A 14,882-nucleotide genomic window follows, 5' to 3' on the forward strand; every position below is an offset into this window, starting at 1 on the left:
CTTTTTATACTGCTTGCATTATTTCACAAGGAGTATGAATGAAAAAGCTATTCGTAGCGATTTTTGCGGTGTTGTTAGGACTAAGCGGGGCATTTGCCGCTGAAGCGTTGTCTAAAAAGGGTATGGCAGGTCCATTGGAAGTGGAGTACAGCAGTGAGAAGCCTCTAACGCAGGGCATGAATATGATCAACATCAAAGTCAAAGAGAACGGCAAAGAGATCAAAGATGCGAAAGTAAGCGTTACCGCTTCGATGCCAGCGATGCCGGGTATGCCAGCGATGGAGCAAAGTTCTGAGGCGATGTTTATGAATGGTGCGTATATGGCGCATGTGGTCTTTTCAATGAACGGAACGTGGCAGCTTAGCATTGTCATCGAAACCGCTGATGGCAAAAAACAACGCTTAAAATCAAGCGTTAACCTCTAATGAAACGCGTCATTTTAACGCTCGTAGCCCTTGCGGGCTACGCTTTGGCGCAGAGTGAGCTGACTTCGTTAGCCTTTAGTCACAACCATGAGCTCAAAGCCCTTGAAGATGAGGTGAGCGCGCTAGAATATGAGGTTGATCTAAGCAAGATTTGGGAAAACCCTATGCTCTCTCTTGGGGTCAACGACATCTTTTTAAATGAGCCGCTTGTTCGAAATAAAGATGCCCAAAATGAGGCGATCTCTCTTTCTCAGAAGATTCCAACGGGTGGAAAGCTCGACATCAAAGAGTCGATTGCCATGCAAGATGTGGCGATCAAAAAGCTAGAACTCAAAGCCAAAAAACTGGAGATGCAACAAGAGATCGGTGTATTGGAGCAAAACTACATTCGTATCAACCAAGACTTAGCATTAGTTGCAAAGTATGAGAAAATCTTGGAAGATCTCAAAAACGCCCACCTTGCTTACAATACCACAGCCGCGCACTATGTCGATACGCTGAACAATACGATTTTGCAAAAAAATCTAGCCATCGAGAAAAAGACATTGCTTCGTGACAAATCGTCCATAGAGCGAAAGTTAGAGAGCATCATCATCGTTCCTGTGCCAAAAATGAGCGGAAATGAGGGCTTGTTGCCTTACACGCTGAGCGATGAAGAGAAACTTTTGGAAAAGACGCCAAAGCTTCAGATACAGACGTTGCAAAGTGCGAAAGAGTTACTCAATCTACGCTATGAAAAAGCAAATAAAACGCCTGATGTCACGGTAACTTTGGGCTACAACCGACGTGAAAGCAGAGATGACTATGCGTTTATCGGGTTTTCCATACCGCTTCCGATTTATGGCAAAGAGAACGCTTCCATTCAAAAAGCCACACTCACGCATTCTGCTTCGGAGCAAAGTGTGCTTAACACGCACAAACAGCTGCTATTTGAGCTAAAAGACGAGCTTTTGAACAAAGAGCTTCAGTACGACAAACTCTCGCTTGCCAAAGAGGTGTTGCATGAAAACGAGAAGATGTACGAAGTGCTTCAAAGCACCGCACTGTCTCAAAACGACGCACTTTTGAGCCTTTTAAATGTCCTCACTCAGATGCTTGAAGCGCAAAAACAGATCAACGCTTATAGCTTCGCGTATAACGAGTCTATCATCAAAATCTACACGCTTTTAGGAGAGCCGCTATGAAATTGACCACTCTTTTTTTAACCGCACTTTTGTGTTTAAGCGCGCCGCTAAGCGCCAAGCAGGCTTTCAATGTCAAAACCGTCGAAGTGAAAAAAGTCCTTGAAGGCTCCGCGAAAGAGTTTTACGGCTACACCAAAGCCAATGAAGAGAGTGTGAAAGAGATCGCGCTTCGTTATGACGCGTTTATTGAGCAACTCTATGTGAACAAAAACTTTTTACATGTAAAGAAAGGCGAACCGCTTGCGAAGCTCTATTCGCAAGAGATTTACACCGCGGAGTTGGAGCTTGTAAACGCTGGACGCATCAAAAGTGAGAGCATGGTACAAAGCATCGCGCAAAAGCTTAAGCTCTTAGGGGTCGATGAAAAAACCATCTCGAAGATTATGGCAGATAAAAATGTGCCTGAGTCCATCACCATCGTTTCGCCTTATAGCGGCATCGTCACCCAAAAAGCAGTCAATCAAGGCGCGTTCGTTCCCAAAGGAATGAAACTTTACGAGATCAGCGACTATACGAGCTTATGGCTCATCGTCAAAGTCTATGAAAAAGACCTAGAATTCGTCAAACGTGCACAAAATGCGGACATATTTTTTGATATGAGCTCCAAGCCTTATAAAGCCAAAATCGATTTTATCTACCCTAAGGTTGATCCGCAAACCAAAAGCGTGGATGTGCGTTTGGTGATAGAGAATAAAGAGCTTGAAATCTACGAAAACGCGTTTGCTAAAGCACGTTTTGGAACCGCCAAGCGCGAGTACCTAGCCCTTCCAAAAAGTGCGGTGATGACCAAAGGGGCTAAGACGAGTGTATTTGTCAAAGGCGAATTTGAAGGCGAGTATGAGCCTAGAGAGATCGAAGCCAAACGGCTGAACAATGACACTTTTGAGATTCTCTCAGGACTCAAAGAGGGCGATGTGGTAGTTGCCAACGCGCTTTTCATGTTTGATGCCGACGCGCAAAACAACGGTGGAGCAATGCAATGATAGAGTCTATCATTGAAAAAAGCGTCAAAAACAAAGCGCTTTTACTGATCGCTTTGCTCATTGCCGCATTTGTGTCGTTTTGGGCGATCAAACAAACCCCACTCGATGCCTTGCCAGACCTCACACCACCGCAAGTCATCGTCAACGTCAAGTATTTGGGGCAATCCCCCAAAATCATCGAAGATCAGATCATTTATGAGCTGACCAATGCTCTTTTGGCGACTGCCAAAACCAAAACGGTGCGCGCGTTTACCTCGTATGAAAATGCCATCGTTTACATCATCTTTGAAGAGGGAACCGACCTTTACTGGGCTCGGGATCGGGTCAATGAAGTCATCCAAAATGTCTCCAAAAATGCCCCTAAAAACGCGACCATCAAGCTAGGTCCTGATGCGACGGGCATTGGGTGGGCGTTTGAGTATGCGCTTACGTCTAAAAACAGAAGTCTAGATGATCTACGAAGCATTCAAGACTACCTTTACCGCTACGCGCTTTTAGGCGTTGAGGGCGTGAGTGAAGTGGCGAGTGTGGGCGGATATGTCAAAGACTATGAAGTCACCTTGCGTCAAGAAGCGCTTTACAAGTACGACCTGAGCATTGACGATCTGATGAACGCACTGTCTAAAAACAACAATGACCTCGGCGGGCGCGTGGTGCTTGAAAACGGCTTTGAGCAGATCGTTCAAGCCCGTGGTTTTGCACGCTCATTGGACGAGATAGCAGGCATTACCATCAAAACGGTGAATGGCATTCCACTCAAACTCTCCGACATCGCCGATGTGCGTGTAGTTCCAACTTATCGCAGCGGCATGGCAGAACTCAACGGCGAGGGTGAAGTGGTCGGCGGTGTCGTCGTCGTGCGTTACAAAGAGAACGCGTACAAGGTCATTCAAGCGGTCAAAGAGAAGCTCGCTTCGTTACATGTAAACGATGTGGAAGTGGTCACGACGTACGACAGGAGCGATCTCATCACCAAAGCGATCAACAACCTCAAACGTGCCCTTTTTGAGGAGAGCATCGTGGTTTTGGCGGTGGTGATGCTTTTCTTATTGCACTTTAGAAGCGCACTGGTCGCCATCATTGTTCTGCCCCTTACCATTGCTTTGACCTTTTTGTGTATGAAGCTTTTTGGGCTGGAGTCAAACATTATGAGTTTGGGTGGCATTGCCATTGCCATTGGTGCGATGGTCGATGCGTGCATTGTGATGATCGAAAATGTCCATAAAAAACTCTCGCACGGCGAGATCAACGATGAGGCGGAGCGTAAAGCTATCATCATCGCTTCGTCGAAGCAAGTGGGTCGCCCGATCTTTTTTGCACTTTTGCTTATCGTGGTGAGTTTCTTGCCCATCTTTGCTCTGAGTGGTCAAGAAGGAGCGCTTTTTAAACCGTTGGCGTACACGAAAACCTTTGCGATGCTCATCGGTGCGGTGCTTTCCATCACCTTGGTTCCGCTTTTGATGCTCTTTTTTGTCAAAGGAAAAATCCTTGAAGAGCATAAAAATCCGCTCAATCGTCTGTTTATCTGGCTGTACGCACCGCTTTTAAAACTGCACATGCGTTTTTGGTACGTGGCGATAGTGGCGTTTGTTGGCTTTTTGGTGCTGGGTTATCACACCTACACCAAACAGCGTTGGGAGTTTATGCCCCCACTCAACGAGCAGACATTTATGTATATGCCGGTCACTCCTTTTGGCATCAGCGTTGAGCTTGCCAAAGAGTACGCACAACAAAGCAATGCGATTATCAAAAGTTTTCCAGAGGTGGAGAGTACCTTTGCCAAATCAGGGCGCGCCGAGAGTGCGACAGACCCTGCGCCGCTTTCGATGATCGAGACGATCATACAGCTTAAGCCCAAAGAGCAGTGGAGGGCGGGTATGACGTACGAAAAGCTTCGAGACGAGATGAATGAAGCACTGCAACTGCGAGGGCTGACCAACTCATGGACGTATCCGATCCGCGGGCGCATCGACATGCTCATCACAGGCATACGCACACCGCTTGGCATCAAACTCTACGGCGATAATGACCAAGCCTTAGAAGAGAGTGCGAACAAGATCGCTAGTGTGTTGGCGAACTATGCGGGAACGAAAAGCGTTTTTGCCGACAAAGCCAACAGTGGTTACTACTTGAATTTAACGCTGAAACCTGAAAACATTGCCGCGTACGGTCTTACGAAAGAGGAAATTCTAAATTTTGTCGACAACGCCATCGGCGGCTCAAAGATGAGCACGTTTTACCAAGGCATTGAGCGTTATGCGATCACGCTAAGGCTGGAAGAGCAGAGTCGTAAAGACCTGAATGCCATCAGCGATTTGACCATTAAAACAGCGTATGGTTTCCAACGCTTAGGGCATTTTGTAGAGCTTAGTTACGATGTGGGGGCGAGTGAGCTCAAGTCCGAAATGGGCAAAAAGGTCAACTACATCTACATCACGCTTCAAGAGGGTTTTTCGTCCAAAACCTATAAAGATGAAGCCAGTAAGCTCTTAAAAGAGAGTGTGGAGCTTCCAACAGGTTTTTACATCGGTTGGGCAGGCGAGAGCGAGTACCTAGAGAGTGCGATGGAGCGTTTGCAGTTCATTCTTCCTTTGACACTGCTCATCACATTTATGCTCATCTACTTAGGGCTTGGTTCGTTTAAAAACGCGCTTTTGGTCTTTTTGACCTTGCCACTCGCGGCGGTGGGTGGGTTTTTGTATGTGGACTACCTAAACTTTAACCTCTCCATTGCCGTCATCGTAGGCTTTTTAGCGCTCATTGGCATCGCGGTGGAAACGGCAATCGTGATGATCATCTACCTTGAAGAAGCGATGTTACATGTAAAAGAAAGAACGGCAAAAAACATTCAAGAAGCCATCTTTGAAGGTGCTGTTTTAAGGGTACGCCCGAAACTAATGACCGTTTTCGCCATCCTTGGAGGACTTTTACCCATTATGTGGCTGGATGGTGTTGGAAGCGAAGTCATGCAACGCATCGCCGCCCCGATGATCGGCGGCGTGGTCAGTTCGGCGATACTCACGCTTTTGGTGATTCCCGTTTTGTATTATAAGATGCAGAAAATCGAGGAGTGAAAGGGGTTTACATGTAAGGATTTTTCCTTACATGTAAAGAATTAGTTCAAAGATAAACTTTTATATTTTCTATTGCTTTTGTTCTTCTTTCCGCTTAAAGTATTCTGCCAATGTATCTAATTTCTTTACAGTTTTATTTTTACAAAAAAGTTGTGCAACACTATAGAGAAAAACGACATAAATAATGATTGGGATCATTAGTAAAAAAGCTGAAAAAAGCATTAATGCGTAAAGTACATCAGTCACATTTTTTAAAAATGGCACATAGTAATGAGACCCTTGCATATTACCTTCATTCCATCCAATGGCATTAAAAAAAAGCAGAAAATTAATCGCAAGAATAATAGTAAAGGTGTATTTGCAAACTTTTGGTTTGTATTTTGCAATGAGAAAAGTTATAAAGGCTATAAAAATATCTATGATTAATAATGTCAATAATCCAATAGAATCTTTTCCAAAGTTGTCTAACCTAACGATAATGATAGATCCTATGAGGCATAATATAACGACTACTAAATTTTTCATCTAAATTTACTCCTTAGATAAAGAATAAAAAAAGCATGTTTAAATTTTTGTATGTTTAAGATTTATTCCTTTCTTCCAACGAACAAAAACCACCCTTACCTCTGTGAAATCCCCACAAATTGGCTTAAAATTCTTCTCAAGCTTTCCTCTTCGATGGGTTTGTCGTAGGTGGCAATGATCTCTCTGGGGGCTACGATGGCGCCGAGTTTGGAAAATTGCGTGCGCATCGCGTTGCACACGTCGTTACCGCCGCTTCCCGAATGTGTGGCGAGTTGAACGTATTTGAGCGCAAAGAGTTCGCGAAAACTCTCGCCGCTTCTAGAGAGCCATGCGACGATGTTGGTTAAAACGGGCGGGATGGAGTAGTTGTATTCGGGTGCGACGATGATGTAGCCGGTCGCTTTTTTCATTGTCTCGGATAGGGTAAGGACGGCACTTGGAATCCCCTGTGCGGCTTCTTTGTCGGTGTCGTACATCGTCACGTTCAAATCGACCACGTTAATGATCTCGCTTTTGAGGTGCATCGTTTCTAGCGTTTGTCGGATTTTGCGTGCTAAGTTCATATTTTCATTTAAACTTGCGACTAAAATGGTATACATGTTCAATCCTTCTTCGTAAAATAGAATACGTACATTGTACTCCCGCTAGGTCATGGCGCAACTAAACTTTGTGCGTAATCGTTTTTTTAAAGGTTTCTTTTAGCGGCTTTGCCTTTCATTGACGTCTCTTTGACGAAGGATTTCCGCCGTTTGTGTATCGATGACGCTCATACCGATGGGTGCTAACGAGATGATTGCAAGCTTTACATGTTGGATGGCAAAAGGAATGCCGATGATCGTAATCGCACACGCAAACGCGGACATGATGTGACCGATAGCCAGCCAAAAACCCGCAAAAATGAACCAAAGTACATTGCCGATAAGCCCCCACGTTCCGGTTCCGATATCCTCTTTTTGATGGAGCGTTTTACGGCTGATCGCCTCTTTGCCGAAAGGGAAAAAGGTAAACTGAGCGATGACGAAGCAGGCTTTCGCCCACGGTATACCCACAATGCTCACAAGTGCGAAAAGTCCGAAAAAACACCATGCCAGTCCCATAAAAACGCCGCCGAATAAAAACCAGATGATATTGCCTAAAAGTCGCATAGGATTGCCTTTTGTTTTTGCGTATTGTAGCAAAACTCAAACCTAACATGTCGGTACGTTTTTTAAACGTTTTTTCGCGTCGATCTGGGGTATAATGCCCTTTTGATTAAAGGATTTTACGTGATTTTCGCAGTTGATTTTTCGATTATGGCACTTTTTCTTCCCACCTTCTTTTTTGTCTCGATCACGCCTGGGATGTGCATGACGCTTGCGATGAGCCTTGGCATGAGCATCGGTCTTAAGCGCACGTTTTACATGATGGCGGGTGAACTCATCGGCGTGGCGATCGTAGCACTCTCTTCGGTTATCGGCGTGGCGGCGATCATGATCAACCATCCTGATATTTTTACGATTTTTAAGTACGCGGGCGGGCTTTACCTTGGCTATTTGGGTGTACAACTCTGGCTCAATCGCGGTAAGATGGCACTCACGGAGATGCACTGTACGCCGAGCATTTCCGCTTTTTCGCTTGCGACGCAAGGTTTTATCACCGCTATCGCCAACCCCAAAGGCTGGGCGTTTTTCATCGCACTTTTACCGCCGTTTATCAACCAAGCCAAACCCCTCATTCCACAAGTGTCGGTGCTTTTAGCGATTATTTTGGTCTTGGAATTTATCTGTTTGATCATCTATGCGAGTGGTGGCTCTACCATGCGCAAATTCTTGCAAAAGAGCAACAACGTGCGGCTCATGAATCGCGTTGCGGGCACGTTGATGCTCGGTGTTGGGGTGTGGTTGGCGTTTGGTTAAGTCGCTATGCGTCTTCGTATCGCATGTAAGGTCCTACGTCCATATCTTTGTACGACGTGCCGGGGCGAACGACCGGATAGAGGACTTCTTCTTGGTCGGTTATAACTTCCAAAAAAGCCGAACCGGGAGTCGCTAGAAACGTACGAAGAGATGTTAGAAGTTCGCTACGTATAGCGATGCGCCGCGCGTACGTAAAATTGCAACAGCGTGCAAGGGCAGAGAAATCGACGTCGTAAATTCTTCGCGAGGCGAAGTGTCGCCCTTCACATGTAACATTTTCCAGATTGTACACCATACCGTCGCTTCGGTTATTGAGCAGGAGAATCTTGATCGGTAAGGCTCTTGAGCCGATGGTGTAGAGTTCCGCCATATTCATTTTAAAGCTTCCGTCTCCATCAATGACCAAAACGGTAGCATGCGGGTTGGCGTAGTGCGCACCTATCGCATTTGGCATCGCAAAGCCCATTGTACCGAAGCTTCCCGAAGTTAAAAAGTGTTTAGGGTTTTTCATTTTGAGGTATTGCGCCGCTAAAAGCTGGTGATTGCCCACGCCGGTCGTGATAATCGTCTCTTCGTCGATCAAGGTATTGAGCATTTCCGTTACTTCGGCTTGCTGAAGAAGCGGGGCATGTTTCTTGTAATTGAGCGGACGATCTCGTTTGAGACGTTTGGCTTCGTCTTGCCACGCTTGAATATGAAGCGTAAGGGCATGCGTTTTGGCATAACGCGTCAAATCGTTGAGAGCGATGCTCGCATCGCCGATAAACGAGAAATCCACACGGCGTTCATTGCGTATTTGGCGTACTTTCTCCGCATTAATATCAATGTAGGCAATTTTTGCATCGATGGCAAATCCGACTTTATCGGCAACTCGATCGTCCCATCTCACGCCGATAGCAAAGAAAAAATCGTTGGATTGGATGATCGTATTGGCATAAGGCGTACCGAACATACCGAGCAATCCCATACATAAATCGTCGTTTTCGTCGATGACGCCTTTCGCCATCAGCGTGTTGACCGAAGGAAGGTTGAAGAGGGCATTAAACGCTCGAATTGCTTCACTTCCTTGCTTGGAATTCAGCCCACCGCCCAAATACAAAAGCGGACGTTTTGCCTCTTGGAGTAAACGAAAAAAGCTCTCGCATTGCGTGTCCGATAGGTGCGCTTCGTGCGTATAAACAGCTTGATGCGCTTCAATCGGCGTCGCATGATACGTCGCGTCGTTTTGGAGAAGATTGACGGGTATGTCGATGACGATGGGACCTGGCTTTCCCGATAATGCAAGGAAATACGCATCTTTGATCGCAGGTTCGATGTGTTCGATTTTATCGATAGCGATGACTTTTTTCGCCGTCGCTCCGAAAACGGCGGCAACGTCGATATGTTGAAACGAGTCCGTACCTATTTTATGCTCGGGCACTTGCCCTGAGATAACGATGAGCGGAATACTGTCGGCATACGAGTCGGCGACCGCCGTGAGGGTATTGGTAATCGCAGGACCGGAGGTGACGACCGCAACACCGACGCAACGGCTTGATCGCGAATAGCCCGCCGCGCTAAAAGCGGCCGATTGTTCGTTGGAGTTGACGACCATCGTAATGCTACTACGTGCAATGGCGTCGATAGCCGGTAAAATCGCCGCTCCCGTATAGCCGAAAACGTAGCGAACGCCAAGGTCTTCTAAACTTTTAACGACGATGTCCGCTCCTTTCATAAGACCTCCTTGGTACCGAGTCCTGCCAAAAGCAGTTGCATAATTTCGTTTGCAACCTCTTTGGCGTTCAAATCCAATCCATCGATGGAACTTTGTGCATGCATATTTTTGCGTAACTTGGAGGTCGCCGTGTACATGTTCATCGTTCCGACGATCGTCAAATAGATGACAAAAACGGGATGATCTTTAAAAATCCCTTGCGCCTTTCCGAGCTCTAAAATGCTCTGAAGCAGCGTCATATTGCGCAGTAAAATCGCTTTAACGTCCATAGAAAGATTGACGCCGTTTGAGGCTAATTCGCGCAACATCAAAGGTGCCATATGGTGGTTGTTTTTAAAATTTTCTCCAAAAGCGTAGATAAACGCATAGAGTTTAGCATGAGGCGTCGTCTCTTTGTCGACGGCACTCGAGACTCTCGCATAAAAATTTTTCAAAATGCCTTTAATAACCTCTGCATAGAGCCCTTCTTTATTTGGAAAATGGTAGTAAAGCGAGGCTTTATTGACGTTAGCTTCTTTGGCGATATCGTTCATACTGCACGACTCGAAGCCTTTGAGCGCAAAAAGCGCGTAGGCGGTCGTTAGGATTTTTTCTTTCGTGTCTTCTTTCATCGATCCCTCTTTTTCTCTCGATATTTAACCAACCGGTCGGTTAAAAAATTAAAGCAATAGTAGAGCATAATCGATTAATTTAAGATTAAAAACGATGGAATTTGCACACGCAAGCAGGCGAGCTTACTGTATAATGACAGATCCATTTCACAGGAGTTTTTATGCAAGATCACCGTTTTCAAGACGCAAAAGCACTCAATACGTTAAAAATCCTTTGGTTTACGATGTTAAATGCCCTTTTCGTTTACGGGGCGATTTGCTATTTTTTGATGGCGTACGCCGCCTACAAGCCGCGTTATATGCCTGAAGTTTTGCACGCGCCCGCCTTTTTAGGATTGACGTGGCTTACGGTGATTTATGCTCTTTCCGTGACGGTTTTGGCAATCGGTATGTTACACTTCAACCGTGTTTATAAAGCGTTGGTTGCTTCCATGAAAACACAAACGTTTGAGAGTGAAGAAGCGGCATTGACGTTTTTTAGAAAAGCTTATACGACGCAGATGTTCGTGCACTTGGCGATTTTTGACGCCGTCGCGATTGTAGGGCTCGTCGTTTTTATGCTGACGCTCGATTTTTCGACCTTGGTCAATCTCCTCATCATCGCTTCGGTCGGTTTTTTCTTCGTGATGCCCAGCCAAGCCAAATTTGCCTACCGTTAAACGAGACATCGCTATGCTACGTTTTTCAGGTACGAAGGTGCGCGATACGCTTTAGTTGATACTCGACCATCGCGTGAAAAGGCGTTAGAAACGCTTCACGTTGTGCGGGCGTGATCGTTTCGATTTGCCATTGCGTCAAAAGTTCCAAAACCCTTAACGCGGATTCGATCGTCGAGAGACAATAGGGCGAGGGTTGCTCTTTGATCTTAAATTCCGAACGTTTCGCGGCATCAAAACTGATGTGCGAAAGCCCATGTAAATTTTGGCTCTCACGCATCATTTACCGTGCTTGAATCAGATTCGACGTATTGTTTTAAGGTCACAAAGAGCTGTTTCTCTTTTTTAAAATAGACAAACGTACAATTCACGGCTCGATTGTCATTGTAGATCGTGACATCGCAAATTTGAGTATCGCTAGTTTTGATTTTCGAAGTCTCTCCCGTAGCGTTTGTCGTCCAATGGGCAGACCAATTTTGAACAAAAAAGTCACTGAGCTTGTCATAAAGTATTTTTTTTGTACTTTCATTGCTCGGTAGATTGAGCGCTTTAATAATGGAGTCGATAACATTTTTTTGCTCCGCGGGCATTGAACTCACAGAATCTAATGCAAGAACATTGCAGAAAAATCCCACTAAAAGTGACATCAACAATTTAAGCATACTTTTTTCTCCTTTCGTTTAGATTTTTATTATAATAAATGCGTTTTGATAAAACAAGTTCAAAAATGAAGCGAAAACAGGAGGTTTTGTGTCAGAAAAGTTTTTACATGTAAAGATGTTTCTCTCTTCTTTTCATGCTCTTCTACTCGCTAAAGTGTCATCGCTAACGTCACGATTTAGCCTCTTCGCTCACATATCCATCATTTACACGAATAATTCTGTCAAACAAGGGAATCATACGCTCATCATGCGTGACGACCAAAATGGCAACGTCTTGTTCGGTGGCAAGTTTTTTGAGTAAACGCATAACGGAAAGGGCACGTTCTGCGTCCAATGCGGCTGTTGGTTCATCGGCTAAGATGATTTTGGGATTATTGGCGAGCGATCTTGCGATGGCGACACGTTGACTTTGGCCGCCTGAAAGCTGTGAGGGCATAGCGGCAAGTTTGTTTTCCACCCCCAAATACTCCAGCAGCTCTTTCGCTTTGAGCGTTGCTTCTTTGGGATTGGTATTATTCATCAGCGGAACGAGTGTTATGTTCTCTTCGACGTTTAAAAAGGGGATGAGATTGTGCGATTGGAAGATAAAGCCGATTTTTTGACGTCGTAATTTTCGTGTATCATTGATGCGCCAGTGTTGATCAAAAATGAGTTCTCCATCCAGATATAACTTTCCCTGTGTCGGTTCCGTGATGCACCCTATCATGGTGATAAGGGTTGTCTTTCCCGACCCGCTTGGTCCTAAAAGCGCAACGGTTTCTCCCTTGAAAATTTCAAATGAGCATTCTTTGATGGCCATAACGGCATTTTCGCCTTTGCCATAGGTTTTGGCAAGCTGTTCCACTTTAATGACACTTTGATGTGATGATGGCATATTACCCTCCTATAGCGCTAGCAGGATCGATTTTGAGTGCTGAACGCACACCAACAAGTGAACCTAGGATACTCACAATAATGACAATCACCAAAAGGCTGAACGCATCTGTGCTTATCAAAATAGTTCGTTTGGGAAATAAGTCCATTAAGCTGTGGGAAAAGAGCATGCCGGCGATAAACGATAAGATACCTAAAAGAACGGATTGTTGCACAATCATTTTGATAATCTCTCCATTGGAAGCGCCGATGAGTTTCAAAATGGCGATTTCTTTGATTTTTCCCATAGTCATCGTATAAATAATGAGTGAGATAATCACGGAAGCTACGAGCAATAAAATCACGGTAAACATACCGATCTGTTTGGCGGAACGCTCGATGAGATTTTTGGTTAAGAGCGAGGATTGTTCCTCTTGAGTAAAGACCTTGACGTGTTTCCATCGTTCGATTTCTTGCCCGATTGTCTTAAGATCAGCACCTGCTTCTACGGTTGCAATGATTGCATTAATGGTTGTTGTGTCGGTTGTTTTAATGCCTCTGGCACGGTCATTGCGAATTTGTTCATTACTCGATAAAAATTGAAGTTTTTGTGCGTCAGGCAGTGAAAAATAGACCATCAAATCGCCGCTGGATGAGACCGCGTCTTTCGTAATGCCGACGACGTTGAAAACATCTCGTCCAATGACAATTTCATCATGCAATTTAAATCCTGTTTTTTGATCGACAATCATTTCAAAATGATTCGCCAGAATCGGTCTGCCTTCGATGAGGAGATGAGGCGTGTAAAAAGAATGAATGTCGTACCCCATCGCAAAAACCCGTATGGGCTGATTGTTGCGGTAAAGTTGAAGGTTTTGAAAGGTCAGGGCTGAGACATCTTTGATGCCTTCAAAAGCTTTGATTTGGTATTTGACGTCTTCATGCAGACGCGAATTTTCAGCAAAAGGACCTAAGGTGTCTTGTTGCACAATCCATAATTTGGCTTGGGTGTCTTTGAGTAAAATATTGGCATCATCCACCAATCCTCGATAAACTCCAATCATAATTAAAACAACCCCTAAAAGCATTCCAATGCCCGCAGATGTTGTGAGAAATTTACCCAGAGAATGGGCGATGTCTCTTTGTGCTAAACTAATCATAATTGAATCCGCATACCCTCAGTCATGTCGCGCCCCGCGGGGATAAGAATGGTATCTTTCTCCGTGACGCCTTCGGTGATAATGATGAGACCATTGGCACTAACCGCCTGAAAACTTAGCGGTTTAAAATGCGCATGTCCTTCGTTGGCAAGCCAAACGCCTTTGACACCTTGGTGTGTTGTAAGCGCTAAGAGGGGAAGCGTTAAAACACGGGTGTGTTGCGCCAGCTCAATCGTCGCTTCCGCTCGTTCTCCCACGTAAAGAGGTTGTTGTGGTTGATCAAATGCAATGTCGACCTCTCGCTCTTCCGTGGTTCGATCACTCTCCAGCCCAATGCGAGCGATGTGCCCGCGATAAGGTGTTGAAGGGTGTGAACGCAACATAATCGACGCAGACTGGCCTACATGTAACGTTCCGCTTTGTCGTTCATTGATATAGATTTTGACCCAAATGGAGTTTGGATTGATCAGTCGAAAGACAGGTGCGCCCGAAAGAACGGTGCTACCCACTTCAGCATCACGCGAAAGAACGACCATCGTCTCAGGGGCTTTGAGCGTCAGATCTTCAATTTTAGCGTTGCTGTTTTTCACCAGAGCTTCATTGCGCGCGATATCGGCTTGCATAAGGTTTACTTGCCACGTTGCATTTTCCATTTGAGCTTTGGCGCTTTGTTCGGCTGAAAACGCTGTATCTAACTCAGCTTGTGCTACAAAACCTTCTGAAATGAGGTGCTGATAGCGTATCAGCGTTGTATGCGCTAGCGTATATTTGGCTTCCAAATCTTTTAGGAGACTTTGTTGAGAAAGCAGTGACATCTGGCTTTTTTTCATTGCCATCAAGGCTTCTTCCTTGGACGCAAGCAGATCAGAGGGATCCATTACCGCAAGAACTTTTCCTTTCACAACGATTTCGCCTTGATCCGCAGAAAGTGATAGCACTTTAGCCGTTGTTTTAGGCGCTAATACAATCGTCTCTTTCGCTTCAATCGTTCCGACTCCAAATGCCGTTTCATTGACATCTTGAACTATGGGCGAGATCGAAGCAAAGGTGATTTTGGGTAGATACACTTTAAAATAAAAAAAGCTTCCGATCGCCATTATCGCCACTAAAATCAATGTATTTTTCATAACAGACGCCCTGT

16 protein-coding genes are annotated in these 14,882 nt (G+C 45.2%); 6 read left to right on the forward strand and 10 right to left on the reverse strand.

Annotated features, from left to right (window positions below):
* Positions 1 to 38 precede the first annotated feature (38 nt).
* From UCH003_RS00765 to UCH003_RS00780, 4 genes are read left to right on the forward strand one after another with little or no spacing between them, the layout of a single operon-like run.
* Positions 39 to 425 (forward strand): FixH family protein, encoded by a 387-nt coding sequence (locus tag UCH003_RS00765; protein ID WP_060825030.1) that lies wholly within the window; start codon positions 39 to 41, stop codon positions 423 to 425.
* On the forward strand, positions 425 to 1,609 hold the full coding sequence (locus UCH003_RS00770) for a TolC family protein (RefSeq protein ID WP_060825031.1): 1,185 nt from the start codon (positions 425 to 427) through the stop codon (positions 1,607 to 1,609). Before UCH003_RS00765 ends, UCH003_RS00770 begins: the two co-directional genes overlap by 1 nt.
* Entirely contained in the window at positions 1,606 to 2,592 is a 987-nt protein-coding gene (locus UCH003_RS00775; protein ID WP_060825032.1) for an efflux RND transporter periplasmic adaptor subunit, read from the forward strand. The genes UCH003_RS00770 and UCH003_RS00775 overlap by 4 nt, the downstream gene beginning before the upstream one ends.
* Entirely contained in the window at positions 2,589 to 5,666 is a 3,078-nt protein-coding gene (locus UCH003_RS00780) for an efflux RND transporter permease subunit (protein ID WP_060825033.1), read from the forward strand. The genes UCH003_RS00775 and UCH003_RS00780 overlap by 4 nt, the downstream gene beginning before the upstream one ends.
* A gap of 69 nt (positions 5,667 to 5,735) precedes the next feature.
* On the opposite strand, the gene UCH003_RS00785 is transcribed toward UCH003_RS00780, so the two are convergent.
* The 3 genes from UCH003_RS00785 to UCH003_RS00795 all read right to left on the reverse strand — a co-directional run bounded on the left by UCH003_RS00785 (position 5,736) and on the right by UCH003_RS00795 (position 7,336).
* The gene (locus UCH003_RS00785; RefSeq protein WP_060825034.1) at positions 5,736 to 6,191 is read right to left on the reverse strand and encodes a hypothetical protein; all 456 of its coding nucleotides are present in this window, start codon (positions 6,189 to 6,191) and stop codon (positions 5,736 to 5,738) included.
* 95 nt (positions 6,192 to 6,286) lie between these two features.
* Complete coding sequence (locus UCH003_RS00790) at positions 6,287 to 6,790, reverse strand: NADPH-dependent FMN reductase (RefSeq protein ID WP_060825035.1); 504 nt, start codon at positions 6,788 to 6,790, stop codon at positions 6,287 to 6,289.
* 99 nt (positions 6,791 to 6,889) lie between these two features.
* Positions 6,890 to 7,336, reverse strand: a complete 447-nt coding sequence (locus UCH003_RS00795) for a YccF domain-containing protein (RefSeq protein ID WP_060825036.1) — start codon at positions 7,334 to 7,336, stop codon at positions 6,890 to 6,892.
* A 120-nt stretch (positions 7,337 to 7,456) separates the two neighbouring features.
* Here UCH003_RS00795 and UCH003_RS00800 point away from each other — a divergent pair, with 120 nt between their 5' ends.
* A complete protein-coding gene (locus UCH003_RS00800) occupies positions 7,457 to 8,086 on the forward strand; it encodes a LysE family translocator (protein WP_144440964.1) in 630 nt (209 codons plus the stop codon).
* 4 nt (positions 8,087 to 8,090) lie between these two features.
* Here the strand turns inward: UCH003_RS00800 and UCH003_RS00805 are convergent, their stop codons facing one another.
* Both UCH003_RS00805 and UCH003_RS00810 read right to left on the reverse strand, forming a co-directional pair.
* Positions 8,091 to 9,800: a thiamine pyrophosphate-binding protein gene (locus UCH003_RS00805; protein ID WP_060825037.1), complete on the reverse strand. Its 1,710-nt coding sequence runs from the start codon at positions 9,798 to 9,800 to the stop codon at positions 8,091 to 8,093.
* Positions 9,797 to 10,411 (reverse strand): TetR/AcrR family transcriptional regulator, encoded by a 615-nt coding sequence (locus UCH003_RS00810; protein WP_060825038.1) that lies wholly within the window; start codon positions 10,409 to 10,411, stop codon positions 9,797 to 9,799. The genes UCH003_RS00805 and UCH003_RS00810 overlap by 4 nt, the downstream gene beginning before the upstream one ends.
* A 161-nt stretch (positions 10,412 to 10,572) precedes the next feature.
* Between UCH003_RS00810 and UCH003_RS00815 the strand changes: the two genes are divergently transcribed.
* On the forward strand, positions 10,573 to 11,070 hold the full coding sequence (locus tag UCH003_RS00815) for a hypothetical protein (RefSeq protein ID WP_060825039.1): 498 nt from the start codon (positions 10,573 to 10,575) through the stop codon (positions 11,068 to 11,070).
* A gap of 25 nt (positions 11,071 to 11,095) precedes the next feature.
* Here the strand turns inward: UCH003_RS00815 and UCH003_RS00820 are convergent, their stop codons facing one another.
* The 5 genes from UCH003_RS00820 to UCH003_RS00840 form a co-directional block, all read right to left on the reverse strand.
* Entirely contained in the window at positions 11,096 to 11,350 is a 255-nt protein-coding gene (locus tag UCH003_RS00820) for a DTW domain-containing protein (RefSeq protein WP_082709114.1), read from the reverse strand.
* The gene (locus UCH003_RS00825; RefSeq protein WP_060825041.1) at positions 11,340 to 11,729 is read right to left on the reverse strand and encodes a hypothetical protein; all 390 of its coding nucleotides are present in this window, start codon (positions 11,727 to 11,729) and stop codon (positions 11,340 to 11,342) included. Before UCH003_RS00825 ends, UCH003_RS00820 begins: the two co-directional genes overlap by 11 nt.
* Positions 11,730 to 11,898: 169 nt before the next feature.
* On the reverse strand, positions 11,899 to 12,603 hold the full coding sequence (locus tag UCH003_RS00830) for an ABC transporter ATP-binding protein (protein WP_060825042.1): 705 nt from the start codon (positions 12,601 to 12,603) through the stop codon (positions 11,899 to 11,901).
* A gap of 1 nt (position 12,604) precedes the next feature.
* Positions 12,605 to 13,741, reverse strand: coding sequence for an ABC transporter permease (locus tag UCH003_RS00835; RefSeq protein WP_060825043.1), 1,137 nt, complete (start codon positions 13,739 to 13,741; stop codon positions 12,605 to 12,607).
* Entirely contained in the window at positions 13,738 to 14,868 is a 1,131-nt protein-coding gene (locus UCH003_RS00840) for an efflux RND transporter periplasmic adaptor subunit (RefSeq protein WP_060825044.1), read from the reverse strand. Before UCH003_RS00840 ends, UCH003_RS00835 begins: the two co-directional genes overlap by 4 nt.
* Positions 14,869 to 14,882: the final 14 nt, after the last annotated feature.

Source organism: Sulfurospirillum cavolei, from assembly GCF_001548055.1.
GTDB lineage: Bacteria > Campylobacterota > Campylobacteria > Campylobacterales > Sulfurospirillaceae > Sulfurospirillum.

What these genes read in the sequence shown, in the direction of transcription:
- UCH003_RS00775 (WP_060825032.1), top strand. Translation starts at nt 1,606, where the DNA reads ATGAAATTGACCACTCTTTTTTTAACCGCACTTTTGTGTTTAAGCGCG.
- UCH003_RS00815 (WP_060825039.1), top strand. Translation starts at nt 10,573, where the DNA reads ATGCAAGATCACCGTTTTCAAGACGCAAAAGCACTCAATACGTTAAAA.
- UCH003_RS00795 (WP_060825036.1), bottom strand. Translation starts at nt 7,336, where the DNA reads ATGCGACTTTTAGGCAATATCATCTGGTTTTTATTCGGCGGCGTTTTT.
- UCH003_RS00805 (WP_060825037.1), bottom strand. Translation starts at nt 9,800, where the DNA reads ATGAAAGGAGCGGACATCGTCGTTAAAAGTTTAGAAGACCTTGGCGTT.
- UCH003_RS00785 (WP_060825034.1), bottom strand. Translation starts at nt 6,191, where the DNA reads ATGAAAAATTTAGTAGTCGTTATATTATGCCTCATAGGATCTATCATT.
- UCH003_RS00830 (WP_060825042.1), bottom strand. Translation starts at nt 12,603, where the DNA reads ATGCCATCATCACATCAAAGTGTCATTAAAGTGGAACAGCTTGCCAAA.
- UCH003_RS00780 (WP_060825033.1), top strand. Translation starts at nt 2,589, where the DNA reads ATGATAGAGTCTATCATTGAAAAAAGCGTCAAAAACAAAGCGCTTTTA.
- UCH003_RS00825 (WP_060825041.1), bottom strand. Translation starts at nt 11,729, where the DNA reads ATGCTTAAATTGTTGATGTCACTTTTAGTGGGATTTTTCTGCAATGTT.
- UCH003_RS00770 (WP_060825031.1), top strand. Translation starts at nt 425, where the DNA reads ATGAAACGCGTCATTTTAACGCTCGTAGCCCTTGCGGGCTACGCTTTG.
- UCH003_RS00810 (WP_060825038.1), bottom strand. Translation starts at nt 10,411, where the DNA reads ATGAAAGAAGACACGAAAGAAAAAATCCTAACGACCGCCTACGCGCTT.
- UCH003_RS00840 (WP_060825044.1), bottom strand. Translation starts at nt 14,868, where the DNA reads ATGAAAAATACATTGATTTTAGTGGCGATAATGGCGATCGGAAGCTTT.
- UCH003_RS00790 (WP_060825035.1), bottom strand. Translation starts at nt 6,790, where the DNA reads ATGTATACCATTTTAGTCGCAAGTTTAAATGAAAATATGAACTTAGCA.
- UCH003_RS00765 (WP_060825030.1), top strand. Translation starts at nt 39, where the DNA reads ATGAAAAAGCTATTCGTAGCGATTTTTGCGGTGTTGTTAGGACTAAGC.
- UCH003_RS00835 (WP_060825043.1), bottom strand. Translation starts at nt 13,741, where the DNA reads ATGATTAGTTTAGCACAAAGAGACATCGCCCATTCTCTGGGTAAATTT.
- UCH003_RS00820 (WP_082709114.1), bottom strand. Translation starts at nt 11,350, where the DNA reads ATGATGCGTGAGAGCCAAAATTTACATGGGCTTTCGCACATCAGTTTT.